This is a genomic window from Poseidonocella pacifica, from assembly GCF_900111875.1.
Lineage (GTDB): Bacteria > Pseudomonadota > Alphaproteobacteria > Rhodobacterales > Rhodobacteraceae > Poseidonocella > Poseidonocella pacifica.
Genome location: NZ_FOJU01000003.1, coordinates 432,193 through 452,353 on the forward strand (window position 1 = coordinate 432,193; position 20,161 = coordinate 452,353).

20 protein-coding genes are annotated in these 20,161 nt (G+C 60.7%); 9 read left to right on the forward strand and 11 right to left on the reverse strand.

Going from position 1 to position 20,161, the window contains the following annotated elements:
• Positions 1 to 4: 4 nt before the first annotated feature.
• Positions 5 to 1,006 carry an N-acetyltransferase DgcN gene (gene dgcN, locus BM234_RS10680; protein WP_092064439.1) on the reverse strand — a complete coding sequence of 334 codons (1,002 nt, stop codon included), beginning with the start codon at positions 1,004 to 1,006 and terminating at the stop codon, positions 5 to 7.
• Positions 1,007 to 1,273: 267 nt separating this feature from the next.
• On the opposite strand from dgcN, the gene BM234_RS10685 reads away from it, so the two are divergent.
• A complete protein-coding gene (locus tag BM234_RS10685) occupies positions 1,274 to 2,230 on the forward strand; it encodes an L-malyl-CoA/beta-methylmalyl-CoA lyase (RefSeq protein ID WP_092064442.1) in 957 nt (318 codons plus the stop codon).
• Between the two features lie 6 nt (positions 2,231 to 2,236).
• On the opposite strand, the gene BM234_RS10690 is transcribed toward BM234_RS10685, so the two are convergent.
• Positions 2,237 to 2,689: an Lrp/AsnC family transcriptional regulator gene (locus BM234_RS10690; protein ID WP_092064445.1), complete on the reverse strand. Its 453-nt coding sequence runs from the start codon at positions 2,687 to 2,689 to the stop codon at positions 2,237 to 2,239.
• Positions 2,690 to 2,763: 74 nt separating this feature from the next.
• On the opposite strand from BM234_RS10690, the gene BM234_RS10695 reads away from it, so the two are divergent.
• Positions 2,764 to 3,354 (forward strand): LysE family translocator, encoded by a 591-nt coding sequence (locus tag BM234_RS10695; protein ID WP_092064448.1) that lies wholly within the window; start codon positions 2,764 to 2,766, stop codon positions 3,352 to 3,354.
• A 66-nt stretch (positions 3,355 to 3,420) separates the two neighbouring features.
• Entirely contained in the window at positions 3,421 to 4,383 is a 963-nt protein-coding gene (locus BM234_RS10700; RefSeq protein WP_092064451.1) for an acetyl-CoA carboxylase carboxyltransferase subunit alpha, read from the forward strand.
• A 4-nt stretch (positions 4,384 to 4,387) separates the two neighbouring features.
• Here BM234_RS10700 and aroC read toward each other — a convergent pair whose 3' ends face one another.
• Positions 4,388 to 5,488: a chorismate synthase gene (gene aroC / locus BM234_RS10705; protein ID WP_092064454.1), complete on the reverse strand. Its 1,101-nt coding sequence runs from the start codon at positions 5,486 to 5,488 to the stop codon at positions 4,388 to 4,390.
• Positions 5,489 to 5,589: 101 nt separating this feature from the next.
• On the opposite strand from aroC, the gene BM234_RS10710 reads away from it, so the two are divergent.
• From BM234_RS10710 to BM234_RS10720, 3 genes are read left to right on the forward strand one after another with little or no spacing between them, the layout of a single operon-like run.
• Positions 5,590 to 6,528 (forward strand): bifunctional riboflavin kinase/FAD synthetase, encoded by a 939-nt coding sequence (locus BM234_RS10710; protein ID WP_092064456.1) that lies wholly within the window; start codon positions 5,590 to 5,592, stop codon positions 6,526 to 6,528.
• Positions 6,525 to 6,998 carry a YcgN family cysteine cluster protein gene (locus BM234_RS10715; RefSeq protein ID WP_092064459.1) on the forward strand — a complete coding sequence of 158 codons (474 nt, stop codon included), beginning with the start codon at positions 6,525 to 6,527 and terminating at the stop codon, positions 6,996 to 6,998. The genes BM234_RS10710 and BM234_RS10715 overlap by 4 nt, the downstream gene beginning before the upstream one ends.
• Positions 6,998 to 8,035, forward strand: a complete 1,038-nt coding sequence (locus BM234_RS10720; protein ID WP_092064462.1) for a threonine aldolase family protein — start codon at positions 6,998 to 7,000, stop codon at positions 8,033 to 8,035. The genes BM234_RS10715 and BM234_RS10720 overlap by 1 nt, the downstream gene beginning before the upstream one ends.
• On the opposite strand, the gene BM234_RS10725 is transcribed toward BM234_RS10720, so the two are convergent.
• Both BM234_RS10725 and BM234_RS10730 read right to left on the reverse strand, forming a co-directional pair.
• The gene (locus tag BM234_RS10725) at positions 8,032 to 8,817 is read right to left on the reverse strand and encodes an alpha/beta fold hydrolase (protein ID WP_175501254.1); all 786 of its coding nucleotides are present in this window, start codon (positions 8,815 to 8,817) and stop codon (positions 8,032 to 8,034) included. The two genes, BM234_RS10720 and BM234_RS10725, sit on opposite strands and share 4 nt — an antisense overlap.
• A gap of 3 nt (positions 8,818 to 8,820) precedes the next feature.
• Positions 8,821 to 9,420: a 2-hydroxychromene-2-carboxylate isomerase gene (locus BM234_RS10730; RefSeq protein ID WP_092064468.1), complete on the reverse strand. Its 600-nt coding sequence runs from the start codon at positions 9,418 to 9,420 to the stop codon at positions 8,821 to 8,823.
• Between the two features lie 90 nt (positions 9,421 to 9,510).
• Here BM234_RS10730 and BM234_RS10735 point away from each other — a divergent pair, with 90 nt between their 5' ends.
• Positions 9,511 to 10,521, forward strand: coding sequence for a ribose-phosphate pyrophosphokinase (locus BM234_RS10735; RefSeq protein WP_092065201.1), 1,011 nt, complete (start codon positions 9,511 to 9,513; stop codon positions 10,519 to 10,521).
• A gap of 246 nt (positions 10,522 to 10,767) precedes the next feature.
• Here the strand turns inward: BM234_RS10735 and BM234_RS10740 are convergent, their stop codons facing one another.
• The 6 genes from BM234_RS10740 to BM234_RS10765 form a co-directional block, all read right to left on the reverse strand.
• Positions 10,768 to 11,202: a F0F1 ATP synthase subunit epsilon gene (locus tag BM234_RS10740; protein ID WP_092064471.1), complete on the reverse strand. Its 435-nt coding sequence runs from the start codon at positions 11,200 to 11,202 to the stop codon at positions 10,768 to 10,770.
• 12 nt (positions 11,203 to 11,214) lie between these two features.
• Positions 11,215 to 12,639, reverse strand: a complete 1,425-nt coding sequence (atpD, locus tag BM234_RS10745) for a F0F1 ATP synthase subunit beta (RefSeq protein ID WP_092064474.1) — start codon at positions 12,637 to 12,639, stop codon at positions 11,215 to 11,217.
• Between the two features lie 16 nt (positions 12,640 to 12,655).
• On the reverse strand, positions 12,656 to 13,531 hold the full coding sequence (locus BM234_RS10750; protein WP_092064477.1) for a F0F1 ATP synthase subunit gamma: 876 nt from the start codon (positions 13,529 to 13,531) through the stop codon (positions 12,656 to 12,658).
• Positions 13,532 to 13,543: 12 nt separating this feature from the next.
• A complete protein-coding gene (gene atpA, locus BM234_RS10755; RefSeq protein ID WP_092064480.1) occupies positions 13,544 to 15,082 on the reverse strand; it encodes a F0F1 ATP synthase subunit alpha in 1,539 nt (512 codons plus the stop codon).
• Positions 15,083 to 15,643 carry a F0F1 ATP synthase subunit delta gene (locus BM234_RS10760; protein WP_092065205.1) on the reverse strand — a complete coding sequence of 187 codons (561 nt, stop codon included), beginning with the start codon at positions 15,641 to 15,643 and terminating at the stop codon, positions 15,083 to 15,085.
• Positions 15,644 to 15,843: 200 nt separating this feature from the next.
• Positions 15,844 to 16,644 (reverse strand): class I SAM-dependent methyltransferase, encoded by an 801-nt coding sequence (locus BM234_RS10765; protein ID WP_245752618.1) that lies wholly within the window; start codon positions 16,642 to 16,644, stop codon positions 15,844 to 15,846.
• 61 nt (positions 16,645 to 16,705) lie between these two features.
• Between BM234_RS10765 and gloB the strand changes: the two genes are divergently transcribed.
• Both gloB and clpA read left to right on the forward strand, forming a co-directional pair.
• Positions 16,706 to 17,476, forward strand: a complete 771-nt coding sequence (gloB, locus tag BM234_RS10770) for a hydroxyacylglutathione hydrolase (RefSeq protein WP_092064483.1) — start codon at positions 16,706 to 16,708, stop codon at positions 17,474 to 17,476.
• Between the two features lie 182 nt (positions 17,477 to 17,658).
• Positions 17,659 to 19,992, forward strand: coding sequence for an ATP-dependent Clp protease ATP-binding subunit ClpA (gene clpA, locus BM234_RS10775; protein ID WP_092064486.1), 2,334 nt, complete (start codon positions 17,659 to 17,661; stop codon positions 19,990 to 19,992).
• The last annotated feature ends 169 nt before the right edge of the window (positions 19,993 to 20,161 follow it).

Genomic DNA, 20,161 nt, shown 5'->3' on the forward strand with positions numbered 1-20,161 from the left:
TCCCTCAGAGAGCTTCGAGCGCGTCGGCAAGACGGGCCGCACCCTGCCGGAACGGATCAACGGCGGGAAGGCCCATGCGCGCTTCGACTTCGGCAAGATAGGATAGGGCCTCTTCCTCCCCAAGCCCGGCAGTGTTCACGGAGATCCCCACGACCTTCACAGCCGGGTTCGCAATACGCGCGATGGGAAGCACGAGATCGCGGAGCGCTTCCAACGTGGGCACGTCATATCCCGGAAGCCCGCGCATATGCTTGCGCGTCGGCTCGTGCGACAGGATCAAAGCGTCGGGTGCCCCCCCGTGGATCAGGGCCATGGTGACCCCGGAATAGGAAATATGGAACAGGCTCCCCTGCCCCTCGATATGATCCCAGTGATCCTCATCGGCAGGCGGGGTCAGCCATTCGACGGCCCCGGCCATGAAATCGGCAACCACCGCATCTAGCGGCACACCTTCGCCGGTAATAAGGATGCCGGTCTGCCCGGTGGCGCGGAAGCTGGATTTCAGCCCGCGCTTCTTCATCTCCATGTCCACGGCGAGGCTGGTGTACATCTTGCCGACGCTGCAATCGGTGCCCACGGCGAGGCATCGCTTGCCGCTCCGGGGCTCCCCATTGGCGATGGGGTATTTGACCGACGGGATGCGCACGTCATGCAAGGCGCGGCCCGTCTCACGTGCCTTCTCGACGAGGTCGGCCTCATCTCGCAGCAGGTTGTGCAGGCCCGACGCCAGATCAAACCCGAGATCCATGGCCTCAAGCAGCACGGCCTTCCATTTCTGAGAAATTTCCCCACCGCGATTCGCCACACCGATCACCAGCGTCTCTGCCCCTGCGGCGCGGGCTTCTTCGAGCGTCATGTCCGGCAGGCGTACGTCGGCGCCGCAACCGGGCAAGCGCAGTTGACCCACGGCATTGTCGGGCCGCCAGTCCCGGATACCCTGCGCCACTTTCGCAGCAAGTTGATCCGGCGCATCGCCTAGAAAGAGGAGGTAAGGTGTTTTGATCATGGGTCTCTCCTATTCGTCGAGCCTAGTGTCGCATTGGCCTTGCGCAACGGGGAGGAAAACCCGCCGAGGTGCAAGGGGCCAAGGCCAATCCTATATCGCCGTGCGGGTATTTCCGCCCCCAATGCAAAGAAATCGGCGGATTTAGCTGCACACGTACCGCGTAAGTCACCAAAAATGCTGCGCTTGCATAACTGCACTTGAATTGCATCACGCAATTAAATAACCCTATCGACAAATAGTGTGAAATTTCCTTGCGAGGGATCTTCGATGAGTTTCCGTCTTCAGCCTGCGCCGCCCGCCCGTCCAAACCGCTGCCAGCTATTTGGACCCGGCTCCCGACCGGCGATCTTTGAAAAGATGGCAGCCAGTGCAGCGGACGTGATCAACCTCGATCTCGAAGATGCGGTCGCGCCGGATGACAAACCGCAGGCGCGAAAGAATATCATAGAGGCAATCGGCGATGTGGATTGGGGCCGCAAGACGCTCTCGGTTCGGATCAACGGACTTGATACGCCCTATTGGTACCGCGATGTGGTGGATCTTCTGGAGAACTGCTCCGAGCGGCTCGACATCATCATGATCCCCAAGGTTGGCTGCGCTGCGGATATTTATGCCGTCGACGCGTTGGTCACGGCAATCGAACGGGCGACAGGCCGGTCCAAACCCATAGGCTTTGAGGTGATCATAGAGACCGCGGCTGGCATCGCCCATGTGGAGGAAATCGCCGCCGGCTCACCGCGCCTGCAGGCGATGAGCCTCGGAGCCGCCGATTTCGCCGCAAGTATGGGCATGGCAACCACCGGGATCGGTGGAACGCAGGAAAACTACTACATGTGGCATGAGGGCGCGAAGCATTGGTCGGACCCGTGGCATTGGGCGCAGGCCGCGATCGTCGCCGCGTGTCGAACCCATGGCGTGCTGCCGGTTGATGGGCCTTTCGGTGATTTCTCCGATGACGAAGGATTTCGCGCCCAAGCTCTGCGGTCCGCGACTCTTGGCATGGTGGGGAAATGGGCGATCCACCCCAAACAAGTGGCACTCGCCAATGAGGTGTTCACCCCGTCGGAGGCGGCGGTGACAGAGGCCCGCGAAATCCTCGCCGCGATGAAGGACGCACAAGCCCGCGGAGAGGGTGCAGCCGTCTACAAGGGCCGGTTGGTCGATATCGCCAGCGTTCGGCAGGCCGAGGTCATCGTGAAACAAGCAGAACTGATCGAGGGATAAGCCGCCTCAAGCACGCTCGTCCTTGGGGGAGCCCATGACCACATAGGAGGTTATGGAACTCACCTGCGGTAGAGTGCCCAGCACCTCTGTATGAAAATGCTTGTAGGCGGCGAGGTCAGCACACTCGACCCGGAGCAGGTATTCGATCATGCCGGTGATATTATGGCACTCGCGCACCTCTTCTGCTTGCGAAATGGATGCTTCAAACGCCTCTTGGCTGGCTTTGGAATGATCCGAGAGTCCGACACCGATATAGGCCGTGAACCCCTGCCCGAGCTTCGTTCGGTCGATCACGGCGCGATAGCCCGCGATTACGCCCTCACGCTCCAGCGCCGTCACCCTGCGCAAACAGGCCGACGCAGAAAGACCGACCCGTTCGGCCAGCTCTTGGTTGCTGATCCGGCCCTGCGCGGACAACTCGCGCAATATCTTGTCGGTTATGCGGTCAGATTTAAGCATGGATTGCAAAACAATGCCGTTTAGGTGTGAAATATGCAATTCCCTGCCACGCAATAGGGCGCATAAAACGTGGCATGACACTTGACCTCATCCTCGCCCTCGCCGGCTTCTGCCTCGTCACCGTGATCACGCCGGGGCCGAACAACTTCATGCTTCTGGCGTCCGGCGCGAATTTCGGGTTTCGCCGCACTGTGCCGCACATGCTTGGAATCGGGCTGGGGTTTCCGGCGATGGTTCTGCTGGTGGGCCTTGGCGTAATGCGCCTCTTCGATGCATGGCCGGTGAGCTATACCGTGCTGAAGGTGCTTTCGGTGCTCTACATGATATGGCTCGCATGGAAGATCGCCCATGCCGCACCGCCCGCGGAGGCGCGGACCGGCGGCCGGCCCCTCACCTTCCTGCAAGCGGCGGGGTTCCAGTGGGTCAACCCAAAGGCTTGGTCCATGGGCCTCGGAGCGATTACCCTTTATGCCGCAAGCCGGGATCTGACGGCGGTGCTCTTGGTTGCGGGGATGTATGTCGCGGTCGCCGTGGTCTCCACCACGAGTTGGACCATGCTGGGGCAACAGATGGGGCGCATCCTCGCGCGGCCCGCGCGGTTGCGGGTTTTCAACCGCATCATGGCGGCCCTTCTGCTGATCACTCTCGTACCCGTCATGCTTTGATCGAGTTGCATTGCGGATGCGATCCAATATATGCCGCATAAGACATACTGGGCTTGGGAACTGGGCATGACCAACTACCTCGACTTCGAAAAAACGCTGGCCGAGATCGAAGGCAAAGCCGAAGAACTGCGTGCCATCGCACGGCAGAACGATGCAATGGACGTGGACAGCGAGGCAGGCGCGCTTGACGTAAAGGCCGCCAACATGCTCGCTGACCTCTACAAGAACCTCACCCCATGGCGCAAATGTCAGGTCGCCCGACACCCGGACCGGCCCCATTGCAGCGATTACATCTCTGCCCTTTTCACGGATTTCACGCCCCTCGCCGGTGACCGCAACTATGCCGAGGATCTGGCCGTCATGGGCGGCCTTGCCCGCCTCGATGGACGGCCCGTGGTGGTATTGGGCCAAGAGAAGGGCAACGATACCAAAAGCCGGATCGAACGCAATTTCGGCATGGCCCGGCCCGAAGGCTACCGTAAGGCCTACAGGTTGATGGATTTGGCGGACCGCTTCGGCCTTCCGCTTGTCGCCTTGGTTGACACGCCCGGCGCATACCCCGGCAAAGGCGCAGAAGAACGCGGCCAATCCGAAGCCATCGCGCGGGCAACCGAGAAGAGCCTGCAGATCGGCGTGCCGGTTGTGTCCGTCATCGTCGGCGAAGGGGGGTCAGGCGGTGCCGTCGCCTTTGCCACCGCCGACCGGGTCATCATGCTGGAACATTCGGTCTATTCGGTGATCTCCCCCGAGGGCTGCGCCTCGATTCTGTGGAAGGATCCCGACAAGATGCGCGAAGCGGCAGAAGCGCTGCGCCTGACGGCACAAGATCTCAAGAAGTTGGGTGTGATCGACAGGATCGTGTCTGAACCTCTGGGCGGGGCTCATCGTGATCGCAAGGCCGCGGTAGACGCAGTTGGCGTGGCTCTGACCGAAGCGCTCAAAGAGTTCGACGGCAAGGATGCCGGCACTCTGATCGCATCCCGCCGGCAGAAGTTCCTCGATATGGGCGCGAAGGGCTTGGCCGCCTGACCAGCTAGCCAATCTTCCCTCTGTTCGCGCCCACCTGACCCCGGTGCAACAGCACTTGATCGAGCAGGACACAGGCCATCATCGCCTCACCCACCGGCACGGCCCGAATGCCTACGCAAGGATCGTGCCGCCCTTTGGTGATGATTTCGGTCTCTTCGCCCGACCGGGTAATGGTCTTGCGCGGCGTAAGGATCGAAGAGGTCGGCTTTACCGCGAACCGCACCACAACGTCCTGCCCCGTGGAAATCCCACCCAAGATGCCACCTGCATGGTTCGACGAATAAAGCGGTCCTTCCGGCCCCATCGTGATTTCGTCGGCATTCTCAGAACCGGTGAGCATGGCGGCGGCCATACCCTCCCCAATCTCAACACCCTTTACCGCGTTGATCGACATCATCGCGGTGGCAAGGTCGGTATCCAGCTTGGCATAAACCGGCGCGCCGAGCCCAGCAGGCATTCCCCGCGCCGTCACCTCGACCATCGCACCAACGGAATCGCCGCTTTTGCGCAGCGTGTCCAGATAATCTGCCCAGTCCGCGGCCGCCTGCGCGTCGGGCACCCAGAAGGGGTTTCGCGCGATTTCGTCCCAGTCAAAGCGCGCCCGGTCGATCGCATGGGGACCCATCTGCACCATATAGCCGGTGATGCGCAGGTCCGGAACCAGATCCGCCAAGGCCGCGCGCGCCACGCCGCCTGCGGCCACACGCGCGGCGGTTTCCCGCGCCGAGCTTCGCCCGCCCCCGCGATAATCCCGGATTCCGTATTTCTGCCAATAGGTGATATCGGCATGTCCGGGCCGGAATTTTTCGGCAATATCGCCATAATCCTTTGATCGCTGGTCGGTGTTCTCGATCATCAGTTGGATGGGCGTCCCCGTTGTCTGCCCCTCGAAAACGCCTGAAAGGATGCGCACCTGATCGGCTTCGCGCCGCTGTGTGGTGTATTTGTTCTGACCCGGTTTACGCTGATCAAGCCAATGCTGGAGCATCTCCTCATCAATCGCGATCCCCGGGGGGCATCCGTCCACGGTAGCGCCCAGTGCCGGACCGTGGCTTTCGCCCCAGGTCGTCACGCGGAAGAGATGGCCGAATGTATTGATGCTCATGGGGCGCCTCGTGATCTGGTCGCCCGCGAGTAACAGACCGTCGCCGCGCGCGCAATTCCAGACCCTTGCACGCAGTCGCCCCGAAGGCTACCTGACCCGTCATGCGAACCGTGCGAGATTATCAATTTTTGAACCCCGACGACCGTGGCGCGAGCGCCGCGATCGGAAACTTCGACGGGGTGCACCTTGGCCACCGGGCCGTGATCGAGCTTGCGCGAAAAGCTGGCGAAGAGATCGGCGCCCCACTTGGAGTTCTGACCTTCGAGCCGCATCCGAGAGAATATTTTGCGCCAAGCTCCACCCCCTTTCGGCTCATGAACCCCGAAGCCCGCGCGCACCGGCTGGAGCGCATGGGCGTGGCACGTCTCTATGAGTTGAACTTCAACGCGGCGTTGGCGGGACTCAGCCCTGCGGAATTTGCCGGGCAGGTGCTGGATGAGGGCCTCGGCCTGCGCCATGTCGTCGTGGGCGAGGATTTCCGTTTCGGAAAGGGCCGCGCGGGTGATGTCGAATTGCTGGGCACGCTTGGGGCTGAACTCGGGTTTGGCGTGACCGTCGCGGAAATCCTCGAAGGGTCCGTTGGCCGCGTCTCCTCCACCGCGATCCGGCAAGCGCTTACCGACGGGAAACCGCGCGACGCCGCCGCTATGCTGGGCCACTGGCACCGTGTCGAGGGCGAGGTGATCGGGGGCGAACAGCGCGGGCGGCAACTGGGCTATCCCACTGCCAACATGTCGATGGAGGGGCTGCACCTGCCGCGCCTCGGGGTTTATGCCGTTCTGGTGGATGTGCTCGACGGGCCTCACGCCGGGAATTACCACGGCGTCGCCTCCCTCGGGGTGCGGCCCATGTTTGGTGAGAACAGCCCCAATCTGGAAACGTTCCTCTTTGATTTCTCAGGTGATCTCTACGGTGCGCACCTCTCTGTCGCGCTGGTGGACTACTTGAGGCCTGAAGAAAAATTTGATGGTCTCGATGCGCTCATCGAACAGATGGATGCGGACAGCGCGCGCGCCCGCGACATACTGGTGACCTTATGAGCGATGATCCCATCGACCGCAGCGGCCTGCGTCCGCATTACTGGGAAACCGTCCCGCTCACCCGGATGACCCAGCGGGAGTGGGAAGCGCTCTGCGATGGCTGCGGGAAGTGCTGCCTGAACAAGCTGGAGGACGAGGACACCGGCGAAGTGGCATTGACCCGCGTCGCATGCCGCCTTCTCGACGACGCGACATGCCGGTGCTCACAATACCCCATCCGGCGGCAATTCGTTCCGGAGTGTATCCAGATCACGCCAAAGAGCATTGAGAAGCACGCCTATTGGCTCCCCGAAACCTGCGCCTACAAACTCTTGTGGGAAGGGGAGCCGCTGTATCACTGGCACCCGCTACTGACGGGGACTGCTGAGAGTGTGCATGACGCGGGCGTGTCCGTCCGGGGGCTGACCGTTTCCGAACACGAAATCGACGATGACGAGTGGGAAGACCACATAATCGAGGAGCCGCTCTGATGTTTTTCATGTCTGACAATACCGGGCCCGCCCACCCGGCGATCATGCGCGCCTTGACCGAAGCGAACAGCGGATTCGCAGCACCCTATGGCGCGGATGACTGGACCGCCGCCGCGGTGGCAAACCTGCGCGACGTGCTCGAGGCACCGAAGGCTTCCGTCAATCTTGTGGCCACTGGCACCGCAGCAAACTCAATCGCGCTTGCCGCGCTCTGTCCGCCATGGGCGACGACTTTCTGCTCCTCGGTGGCCCATATCCACGAAGATGAGTGCAACGCGCCTGAATTCTACTCCGGAGGGGCAAAGCTTACCCTCGTCGGGGATGGAGAGAAGCTGACACCTGAATCGCTCCGTGCGGCCATAGAGGCCGAAGAGATCCGCGGCGTACATGGGCCGCAGCGAGGCCCGGTCTCGATAACGCAAGCCACGGAAAAGGGAACGCTGTATTCCCCCGCAGAGATCCGCGCGATTTGCGATGTCGCCCACGGCTACGGCCTCAAGGTGCACATGGATGGCGCACGGTTTGCGAATGCCGTGGTCAGTCTGGGGGTTACGCCCGCGGAACTCACGTGGAAGGCAGGCGTGGACGCCCTGTCGTTTGGTGGCACCAAGAATGGGCTGATGGGCGTCGAAGCGATCGTCATGTTCGATCCCGACCCGGACTGGGAGGTGCAGCTCCGCCGCAAACGCGGCGCGCACCTTTTCTCAAAGCAGCGCTTTCTCGGCGCGCAAATGGCTGAATACGTCAGGGACGGCCTCTGGCTTGAGACGGCGCGTGCGGCGAATGCCCTGTGCGCAACGCTGGCAGAGGGTCTTCGCGCCAAGGGCGCAGTGCTCGACTACGAGCCGGAGGCCAATATCATCTTCGCGCGGCTCCCCCGAAGCACGCACGCCCGGCTGCAGGCCGCCGGCGCGCAGTATTACCTGTGGGACAGCGCGCTCGATGGAGGGTCCGACGACGACATGCTGCTCGCGCGCTTCGTGTGTGACTGGTCGCTACCGCGGACATCCGTGGAGGAGTTTCTGAGCCTGCTCTAAACCCGGCTCAGAAATTCGGTCAAAGCCATGGCCGTAGGCTTCGGATGGGTAACGGGGACCATGTGCCGAGCGCTGGCGATCTCGACACGCTCGGCCTGCGGTATCCGCCGCGCCAAGCCTTGGTGAATGTCACGAATTATGGGCGGTGAGTCTGCCCCCTGCAACAGAAGAACCGGCATCGTCAGCGGCTCAAGCGCGCCGGGGCGCAGAAGCCCCGCGCTATCGCCCACCAACATCTTCTCAGCTGCTGGTATCAGGTGAATCCGCTCGGAGGCGTAGGCTTTCTGGGCTTCTGGAAGAGCCTCCCACGGTCGCCCATCGCCCCACTCCGCCATAAACAGCCGCGCGGCGTCTTCAGATCGGCCTGCCTCCAAAGCGGCATTTATGGGCGAATGTACCGCATCGAACCGCGTTAACCCTGCCCCCTTGTCTTGTATGGCGACCGCGAAAAAGACCGTATCGATCAACGTGAGGCTGCGTACCAGATCGGGCCGCATGGCCGCGATGCGCAACGCAACAGTAGCCCCGAAGGAATGACCTATCAGGTGGAGGGGGCCGTCGATCAAATCGAGCGCGGCATGTGTCGAGAGGTGGTGGTAGTCCCCCTCCCCGTCCCAACCGGCGGAGCGCCCGTGGCCGGGAAAGTCCGGTGTCTGCATCGTGAGCGTATCGAGCAGATGGCTCGCTATCGGCCCCCACGCGCCACCATGGCTCAGGGAGCAATGCAGCAAAAGCGCCCGGTCGGACCCTCGCCCGACCGACCTCGTCGCAAGCTGAGGCACGATCTAGATCTTGCCCGCGAGGTGCAAATCCAAATCCTCCAGCCGGTCCTGCCCCCAGAAGCGCTCGTCCTGATCCGTGATGTAAAAGGGCGCTCCGAACACGCCGCTATCCACCGCGCGTTCGAGATTGGCACCATAAGTTTCCGCGCCGGTGAGCAGACCGCTTTCGACGAGGCCGGGGTCGAACCCGGCGCCCGAAAGCGCCTCACGGATCACGTCATCTTCGGCGATATCCTTTTCCTCCGCCCAGCAGGCTCGAAGAATGGAATGGGTAAGGGCACCCAAATCGCCACCGCCCGCATTTTGAGCAGCGATGATCGCATAAGAGGCCGGAGCCGCATTCGTGGGCCAATGGGCGGGCCGAAAGTTGATAGGCATATCCACTTTCGCCCTTTGGCGCTTGAGCTCCTGCATACGATATTCGAGGCGACTCTTGTGGCGATCTTTCGGAAGCGCGCCGCCCGTACGCGGAAAAGCGGCCATGATGTCAAACGGGCGATATGTGATTTCTGCCCCGTGTTTCGCTGCAATCTCCTCTAGCCGGGTTCCGGCCAGATAGGTGAAGGGAGACAACACCGAGAAATAATAATCAATATGGGTCATGCGGTCCTTCCGTCCCTGTCTATGCGGGACCGTACCTGCATGCTAAGCGAAGTCAACTTCACGAATCTGACATATGGGAACCGCCGCGCCATGCCCTCCACCGCAGAACCGAAGCTCATCTCGGGCAACGCCAACATGCCCCTCGCCAAAGCCATCGCGCGGAGGATGTCGATGCATCGCGGCGTTAACGTCGGACTCGTCGATGCTCGCGTCGAACGGTTTAATGACGGCGAGATTTTCGTCGAGGTTTTCGAGAATGTCCGCGGCGAGGATATGTTCATCCTCCAACCGACGTCGAACCCCGCCAACGATAATCTGATGGAGCTACTGATCATTGCGGATGCGATGCGACGATCTTCCGCCCGGCGCACGACGGCCGTGATCCCCTATTTCGGCTATGCTCGCCAAGATCGGCGCACCAAGGCGCGCACCCCGATCAGCGCCAAGCTCGTGGCAAACATGATCGTCGGGGCCGGTATCGAACGTATCCTGACGTTGGACCTGCATGCCGCTCAGATCCAAGGTTTCTTTGATATCCCCGTGGACAACCTTTATGCCTCCCCGATCTTTGCGCTCGATATCGTCGCGCAATTCAAGGATCGGATGAGTGATCTCATGCTGATTTCACCCGATGTGGGCGGCGTTGCCCGAGCGCGCGAACTTGCCAAACGGGTCAATGCGCCCCTCGCCATCGTCGATAAGCGCCGAGAAAAACCCGGCGAAATTGCGGAGATGACAGTGATCGGGGATGTGACCGGCAAGACCTGCCTGATCGTCGATGACATTTGCGACACCGCCGGAACGCTCTGCAAGGCGGCGGAAGTGTTGCTTGAGAATGGTGCAGCGGAAGTGCACGCCTACATCTCCCATGGAGTTCTTTCCGGCCCCGCCGTCGGGCGGATCACCAATTCCGTCATGAAATCCCTCGTCATCACGGATACGATCGAAGCCACCCCAGATGTCAGCGCCGCGCCGAATATCCGCATCCTGCCGACTGCCCCGCTCTTTGCACAGGCCATCCTGAATATCTGGCATGGCACATCGGTGTCTTCGCTATTTGACACCGACACCCTTGCGCCTGCTTACGAAGGCATTCTGTAGCCACCGGATAAGCGAAGCGCACACGCTCCACACCTTCCCGAATTCATTCGGTGGTGCCCGCGAGGGCGCTTCCGAATATATATAGCGTCGGCTCTATCTCCCATCAGGACTTAGCAGCGGCACCAGGGGCAGTAGAGTCGCAGCACTCTCCCCACTCTTGCGGCCAAACGAAAAGCCACCAGCCGGGAATACCCGGACTGGTGGCTTTTACTGGGTCTTTGGCGGCGCGAACCGCCTGAGACTATATCAGAGCGACGGTTGTTTCGGAGAAAGCCCGATATGGGTCCCTACAGCCACCATGTCGGACAGCAGCTTGGCCGCATCGTCAACCGGGCCAGGCTCGTTCTTGAAGGTTTCACGCGTCCGCTCATAGGCCGCATGTGCCTCATCAACCAGCGCCTCATAGGCTTCCTGCGTCACCTCTCCACGAGGCAACGCGCGTTCTGCCAAGACGGTGCAGGTCTCGCCGATCTCTGCGAAACCGCCCGTCACGACATATTGCTCGGTGCCGCTCTCACCTTCGACAGTGAGTATTCCCGGACGCAGCGTGGTGATGAGCGGCGCATGGTTCGGCATCGCCGTCAGATCGCCCTCTGCAGCGGGGATCTGAACAGCCCTGACCAGACCGGAGGCGACACGGCGCTCCGGGCTGACAAGGTCGAATTGCATCGTATCTGCCATTGATCAGGCTCCTCAGGCGGCTTCGTTCGCCATCTTTTCGGCTTTCGCGATCACGTCGTCGATGTCGCCAACCATATAGAATGCGGCTTCCGGCAGGTGATCATATTCACCAGCAACAACCGCCTTGAAGGAGGCGATGGTTTTCTCCAGCGGAACCTGAATGCCGTCGGAGCCGGTGAAGACTTTCGCAACGTCGAAAGGTTGGCTGAGGAAACGCTGGATTTTCCGCGCACGCGACACGGTCAGCTTATCCTCTTCAGAAAGTTCATCCATGCCGAGGATGGCGATGATGTCCTGCAGCGACTTGTAGCGCTGAAGAACCCCCTGCACGTCGCGAGCAACCTGATAGTGCTCTTCACCAAGGATCGACGGATCCATAAGACGAGAGGAACTGTCGAGCGGGTCAACAGCCGGGTAGATGCCAAGCTCGGAAATCGCACGGCTCAGAACGGTGGTCGCGTCGAGGTGGGCGAATGTCGTTGCAGGTGCGGGGTCGGTCAAGTCATCCGCAGGCACGTAGACGGCCTGAATAGAGGTGATCGAACCGTTTTTGGTCGAGGTGATCCGTTCCTGCATCGCGCCCATATCGGTGGCGAGGGTCGGCTGATAGCCCACAGCGGAAGGAATACGGCCGAGGAGCGCAGAAACCTCAGAACCCGCTTGCGTGAAGCGGAAGATGTTGTCGACAAAGAACAGAACGTCGGTACCGGACTGGTCGCGGAACTGCTCTGCAAGGGTCAGACCGGTCAGAGCAACACGTGCGCGGGCTCCGGGAGGCTCGTTCATCTGGCCGTAAACCAGCGCCACTTGGGATTCGCTGAGGTTATCGGGCTTGATGACGTTGGATTCGATCATCTCGTGGTAAAGGTCGTTGCCCTCACGCGTACGCTCACCAACACCGGCGAACACGGAATAGCCCGAGTGCACCTTGGCGATGTTGTTGATCAATTCCATGATGAGAACGGTCTTGCCCACACCAGCACCACCGAAGAGGCCGATCTTACCACCCTTCGCGTAGGGCGCGAGCAGGTCGATAACCTTGATCCCGGTCACGAGAATCTCGGATTCTGTGGACTGCTCGGAGAAGGCCGGCGCTTGTGCGTGGATCGGGCGGGTTTCCTCGATCACGAGGGGTTCACCTTCGTCCACCGGTTCACCGATGACGTTGAGGATTCTGCCGAGTGTAGCGTTGCCAACGGGAACGGAAATCGGGCCGTCCGTGTCGGTCACTTCCTGACCGCGAACAAGACCTTCGGTCGCGTCCATCGCGATTGTACGGACAGTATTCTCGCCGAGGTGCTGTGCGACCTCCAGGACGAGCTTCTTGCCATTGTTGTCGGTGGTCAGCGCGTTCAGGATCGCCGGCAGGTGGTCGCCGAATTGAACGTCGACCACGGCGCCAATGACCTGGGTCACTTTGCCTTTTGCGTTTGCCATCTGTTGTCTCCGGTCCTTAGAGCGCTTCCGCGCCCGAAATAATTTCGATCAGCTCATTCGTGATCACGGCCTGGCGTGAGCGGTTGTACTCGATGGTCAGCTTGTCGATCATCTCGCCCGCGTTACGCGTGGCACTGTCCATTGCCGACATCCGTGCGCCCTGTTCCGATGCACCGTTCTCGAGGAGCGCCGCGAAAATCTGGGTCGCTACGCCGCGCGGCAACAAATCAGCGAGGATCGCCTCTTCATCCGGCTCGTAGTCGTAGAGCGTACCGGCGCTATCGCCATCCGTGGCATCGAAGCTCGCCGGGATGATCTGCTGCGCGGTCGGGGTCTGAGAGATCACCGAACGGAACTGCGAGTAGAATATCGTCGCCACGTCGAACTCGCCCGCGTCGAAACGGACAAGCAGGTTACGCGCGATATCCTGTGCGTTGGCATAACCAAGCCGTTTCACATCGCTCAGATCCACATGATCCACAAGGTACGCGGAAAAGTCGCGCTTGAGCTGTTCGCGACCCTTCTTGCCTACCGTGAGGATCTTGACGGTCTTGCCCTCGGCGAGAAGCTTTCTCGCCGTGAGCCGCGCCAGCTTGACGATGGAGCTGTTGAAGCCCCCGCAAAGCCCACGCTCGGCGGTCATGACCACAAGCATATGTACCTGATCCGAGCCGGTGCCGGCGAGCAGTTTGGGCGCCGTATCGCTTCCCCCGACGGAGGCCGCGAGTTGCGCCATAACGGCGTTGAACCGCTCGGTGTAAGGCCGAGACGCCTCAGCCGCATCCTGTGCCCGCCGCAATTTCGCGGCGGCCACCATCTGCATGGCCTTGGTGATCTTGCGGGTCGATTTGACCGACGCGATCCGGTTTTTTAGATCCTTGAGATTCGGCATTGCCTCTTCCCCTTATGCGAAGTCGGCGGCGTATTCGTCCAGCGCGGCGCGGATCTTGTCCTCGGCTTCGCCCTTGATCTTGGGATCTTCCTTCGTGATGAAGTCGAGCAGATCAGCATGCTTGCCACGCAGATGCGCAAGCAACCCCTTCTCGAAGCGCCCAACATCGGACACCGCGATCTTGTCGAGATAGCCCTTGGTACCAGCGAAGATGACGCAGACGATTTCCGCGTTGGTCAGCGGCGAGTATTGCGGCTGCTTCATAAGTTCGGTCAGGCGTGCACCACGGTTCAAGAGGCGCTGCGTCGAAGCGTCGAGGTCGGAGCCGAACTGCGCGAAGGCCGCCATTTCACGATACTGCGCGAGTTCCAGTTTCACCGGGCCGGCGACAGATTTCATCGCATTCGTCTGAGCCGAGGAGCCCACTCGGGACACCGAAAGACCGGTGTTCACGGCGGGGCGGATACCTTGGTAGAAAAGTTCCGTCTCGAGGAAGATCTGGCCGTCGGTGATCGAGATCACGTTGGTCGGAATAAAGGCCGACACGTCGCCGCCTTGGGTCTCGATGATTGGCAGCGCCGTCAGCGAGCCTGCACCGTGATCCTCGTTCAGCTTGGCGGAACGCTCAAGCAAGCGGGAGTGGAGGTAGAAAACGTCGCCGGGGTAAGCTTCGCGGCCGGGCGGGCGGCGGAGCAGAAGCGACATCTGGCGGTAGGAAACGGCCTGCTTCGAAAGGTCATCATAGATGATGAGAGCGTGCTTGCCATTGTCGCGGAAGTACTCTGCCATCGCAGTTGCGGCATAAGGCGCGAGGAACTGCATGGGCGCCGGGTCGGAGGCGGTGGCGGCCACGACGATTGAATATTCGATCGCGCCGGTCTCTTCCAGCTTCTTCACAAGTTGTGCAACTGTGGAACGCTTTTGACCCACGGCGACGTAGATGCAGTAGAGCTTCTTGCTGGCGTCATCGCCCGCAGCGTCGTTGTAGGACTTTTGGTTCAGGACCGCGTCGAGTGCGACGGCGGTTTTGCCGGTCTGACGGTCACCGATGATGAGTTCGCGCTGGCCACGGCCAATCGGGATCATCGCGTCAACAGACTTGAGGCCCGTCGCCATCGGCTCGTGCACGGATTTGCGCGGGATAATGCCCGGAGCCTTCACATCAGCGACACGGCGCTCGGAAGCGGCAATCTCACCTTTGCCGTCAAGCGGTACGCCGAGCGCGTCAACGACGCGGCCAAGAAGCGCTTCACCGGCGGGCACGTCCACGATGGAGTTGGTGCGCTTTACGGTGTCGCCTTCCTTGATGTCCCGGTCGGAACCGAAGATCACCACACCGACGTTATCAGTCTCGAGGTTGAGCGCCATGCCCTGAATCCCACCGGGGAATTCGACCATCTCACCCGCCTGCACGTTGTCGAGGCCATAGACACGGGCGATCCCGTCACCGACGGACAACACGCGACCGACTTCCGCAACTTCGGCTTCCTGTCCGAAATTCTTGATCTGGTCCTTCAGGATCGCAGAAATCTCTGCTGCTTGGATACCCATTTATCCGACCTCTTTCATTGCATTCTGGAGGGAATTGAGCTTCGCCCGGATCGATGTGTCGATCATCCTGGAGCCCACCTTGACGACTAGACCACCGATGAGGCTTTCATCGACGGTCGCATTGATCTTGATATCCTTGCCGACGCGTTCCTTGAGAGACGCGGCGAGACGTGCCGACTGTTCTTCGCTCAGCGGCGTCGCACTGGTCACATCCGCAGTCACTTCCCCACGGGCATCGGCGATCTTCTCGCGCAGCACCACAAGCAACTGGGGCAGGACGAACAGGCGGCGGTTCGCCGCCATCAGGCGCAGGGTATTGCCCATCACGCCTGTGAGCCCCATCTTCTCCGCGAGGGCGGAAATAGCACGCCCCTGCTCGTCGCGGGGGTAGACCGGTGAATTGATAAGCGCACGGAAATCCGCGCTTTCGACCAGAGCCGCATTCAGGGAATCCACATCGGATTCCAGTGCGGAAAGATCGTTGGTCTCGCTGGCCAAATCAAAAACGGCCGAGGCATAGCGCGCGGCAATGCCAGTGGAAATCGAAGCTGGTTCGGACACGTCCACCCTTTCGACATCATTGGCCCCGGTCCGGCATCTCTTCGAAGACCGGCTGAGGGGCGGTATGGGCGCCCCGCATGTCTCAGGGCGATTAAATCAGGCGTGGATGTAGCAGAGGCTTCTCAACCCCGCAACCTGCTCCGCACTTTTCCCCACCCTTACGAAACGTTGTTTTCAAGGGGTTTGGGTCAGACTGCGACCTATTGCGCCATTTGACCCTGCGACATTGGCGCGCAGATGTCCGACGATTCCTCTCGGCCAGCGATCGGGCGGCCTTCGGGCACGGCCAATCCCTCCAGAACTCGCAGCGGCCTTGGGCGGGCTGCCGGGCGCCCTTTTATGCCGTGCGCCCGCTTGGTGACCTCGACAATCAGCACGCCGCCCGCCACCACGGTCGACAGACGAAGGCCCACCTGCTCCCACATCGCACCGGTCTTGCGCCAGAAACGCTGTGACGAGGGGGGCTGATACAGGGCGGCGCTATGGGACTCGGGCAAGAAGTGATGATCGCGCAGCTGTGTTTCAAGCTGGCCCAGCGAATACGGGCGGCCTTGACCGAAGGGGGTCGCGTCCCGGCGGGACCAGAGCCCCGCACGGTTTGGTACGATGAACAATGCACGTCCTCCCGGGCCGAGCACCCGAAACGCCTCCCATAGCAAGGCCTCGGGCCATTCGCTTGTCTCCAGCCCATGCAGAACAAGAAGCCGATCGACGTGCCCTGTTTCCACCGGCCACGAGGTTTCTTCGCAAAGGACGCTGACGTTCGGCATCCCTGCTGGCCAGGGCATCACCCCCTGCGGCCCCGGCATCAGCGCGGTGACGCGCCGAGCCTCGGCCAGAAACGGGCGCAGCAAAGGGACCGCGAACCCGAAGCCGACGACGGTTTGACCGCGCACATCCGGCCATATCAGCCTCACCCGGTCACGGATCGCCTTCTGAGCGGCCCGACCGAGGTGGCTTCTGTAGTAGAAGTTGCGCAGATCCTGCACGTCCAGATGCATTGCAGAGCGGAGCCTCATCGTCCAAGCTGGTTCCAGTCTAGCAATCGAAACGGGAATGACCATGCCTCTGACGATCAAGACCGTACCTTGTCTGAAGGACAACTACGCCTACATCGCCCACGACCCTGAAACTGGCACGACCGCTGTGATCGACGTGCCGGACGCAGCGCCCATTATCGCAGCACTGGAGGCAAACGGGTGGGCTGCGGATCTCGTGCTGCTTACCCACCATCATGACGACCATGTTCAGGGGCTCGACGCCCTCAAGGATCAATACCCCTCTGCGAAGGTCATCGGCGCCGAAGCAGACGCCCATCGCCTACCCACCCTCGACATGCAGGTCGCGGAAGGCGAGACCATTGAAATCGGATCGGAGAAGCTCGACGTCATCGATGTGTCCGGACACACGATCGGCCATATCGCCTTTTACGCCCCGGGCAGTAGTGCCGCCTTCACCGCTGACAGCCTGATGTGCTTTGGCTGCGGACGAGTCTTCGAAGGCACGATGGAGCAGATGTGGGGCAGCTTGCGAAAACTGATGGCGCTACCCGAAGACACGCTGATTTACTCGGGCCACGAATATACGGAAGCGAACGCGAAATTCGCCCGCACCATTGAACCCAACAACTCGGCGCTTATCTCCCGTATAGAGAGTGTGGCCATGTCCCGAGCGGAGGGCAGGCCCACAGTTCCCGCCAGATTGCGCGAAGAACTGGCTACTAATCCCTTCTTGCGCGGCCATGTCCCCGAGGTACAGGCCGCTGCGGGGATGCCCGGCGCGGAAGCGTCCGCGGTTTTTGCCAAGGTTCGCAAAATGAAAGACTCCTTCTGACTGACCAGCCCGCACCGCTGAAAATTAACGCGGATGTACGGTGGGGAAAGGAATTGTGAGCGGTCAGTTAAGAGAAACCACTTGAAGGTTGATCGTGATCGACCAAACTTTAACCATATGAGTCCATCGTTGCAGGTAGCAGCCCCACGCGCCCCGCAACCAAGATAAGAGGAGCACGTCACGTGCCTTCATTCTCGACAACACTCGAACAGGCAATCCACTCGGCATTGGCCATGGCCAATGCCCGCTCACATGAATTCGCAACGCTGGAGCATTTGCTGCTCGCGCTGATCGACGAACCAGACGCCGCGCGGGTCATGAAGGCCTGTTCGGTAGACCTCGAGGATCTTCGAAAGATACTGGTTGAGTTTATCGAGGACGATCTGGCCAACCTCGTGACGGACGTAGAAGGTTCGGAAGCCGTCCCGACGGCTGCGTTCCAACGCGTGATTCAGCGAGCCGCCATCCACGTGCAATCTTCGGGACGCACCGAGGTGACCGGCGCCAACGTGCTCGTGGCGATCTTTGCCGAGCGGGAATCCAATGCGGCATATTTCCTGCAGGAGCAGGAGATGACCCGCTATGACGCTGTGAACTATATCGCGCATGGCGTTGCCAAGGATCCGGCCTACGGCGAGCGCAGGCCCGTCACCGGCGCGACCGAAGCCGAAGAGGAGGCGTCAAATTCTTCGACGGCCACCGACGCGGGCGACGGCAAGGAAAGCGCGCTTGCGAAGTACTGTGTAGACCTCAATGTGAAGTCCCAGAAAGGTGATATCGATCCGCTTATCGGGCGGGACTCCGAGGTCGAGCGTTGCATTCAGGTGCTATGCCGCCGGCGCAAGAACAACCCGCTGCTCGTTGGTGATCCCGGAGTGGGCAAGACCGCAATCGCCGAAGGTCTTGCACGCAAGATCGTCAAGGGCGAGACGCCCGAAGTGCTGCGCAACACTACGATCTACTCTCTCGACATGGGTGCCCTGCTTGCGGGGACACGGTATCGTGGAGACTTCGAAGAGCGCCTCAAGGCTGTTGTCACGGAACTCGAAGAACACCCCGATGCGGTGCTGTTCATCGATGAAATCCACACGGTGATCGGTGCGGGTGCCACTTCTGGCGGCGCGATGGATGCCTCCAACCTGCTCAAGCCCGCCCTGCAAGGTGGCAAGCTCAGGACCATGGGGTCGACCACCTACAAGGAATTCCGCCAGCATTTTGAAAAGGACCGCGCCCTCTCCCGCCGGTTCCAGAAAATCGACGTCAATGAACCGACGGTCGACGATGCTGTGAAAATCCTGAAGGGGTTGAAGCCTTACTTCGAGGACCACCACTCGGTCAAATATACCGCCGATGCGATCAAATCCGCCGTGGAGCTTTCCGCACGTTATATCAATGACCGCAAACTGCCGGACAAGGCGATTGATGTAATCGACGAAGCGGGCGCCGCGCAGCACCTCGTTGCAGAGAGCAAGCGCCGCAAGACCATCGGTACCAAGGACATCGAGAACGTGGTCGCCAAGATCGCCCGCATTCCGCCGAAAAATGTCTCCAAGGACGATGCAGAGGTGCTCAAGGACCTCGAAGCCTCGCTCAAGCGGGTCGTCTTCGGACAGGACCCGGCAATCGAGGCACTTTCCTCGGCAATCAAGTTGGCTCGTGCGGGTTTGCGGGAACCGGAAAAGCCCATTGGCAACTATCTGTTTGCGGGTCCGACGGGCGTTGGCAAAACCGAGGTCGCGAAACAGCTTGCCGACACGCTTGGGGTTGAGATCCTGCGTTTCGACATGTCGGAGTACATGGAGAAGCACGCGGTTTCACGGCTTATTGGTGCCCCTCCCGGCTATGTCGGATTCGATCAGGGCGGACAGCTCACCGACGGTGTTGATCAGCACCCGCACTGCGTTCTTCTTTTGGATGAGATGGAAAAGGCACACCCGGACGTTTACAATATCCTGCTGCAGGTGATGGATCACGGGAAGCTGACCGATCACAATGGTCGGACCGTGGATTTCCGGAATGTCATCCTCATCATGACCTCCAATGCTGGTGCAATGGAGCAGGCGAAATCAGCGATCGGGTTCGGTCGCGACCGCCGCGAAGGTGAGGACACGGCCGCAATCGAGCGGACGTTCACGCCTGAATTCCGGAACCGACTGGATGCGGTGATCAGCTTCCAGCCGCTGCCGAAATCGACGATCCTGCAAGTGGTGGAGAAGTTTGTCCTGCAACTCGAAGCTCAACTGATGGATCGCAACGTCAGCATCGAATTGACCAAACCCGCCGCCGAATGGCTTGCGGACAAGGGATATGACGACAAGATGGGCGCTCGTCCTCTGGCACGCGTGATCCAGGAATACATCAAGAAGCCGCTTGCCGAGGAACTCCTGTTCGGCAAACTGGCGAAGGGTGGCATTGTGCGTGTGGGGGTCAAGGACGGCGAGCTTGATCTTGTAGTAGAAGGCCCGGAAAAGCTTCGGCTTGCGGGCAAGAAGCCGCCCCTTCTGACCGCTGGCTAACCAGCTTCCGTGTTTCTGATTGAGGCCGCGCCGTTTGGTGCGGCCTTTTTCGTATGCGGACAATGCTCGCATAGTTCACGAGGTCAGGCTTTGCAGGAACAGTACATCCGCAGAAAAGCAACTCGGCGCTCACACTCAACGGCTAGTCTCGCCTTGGCGAACACCCCTT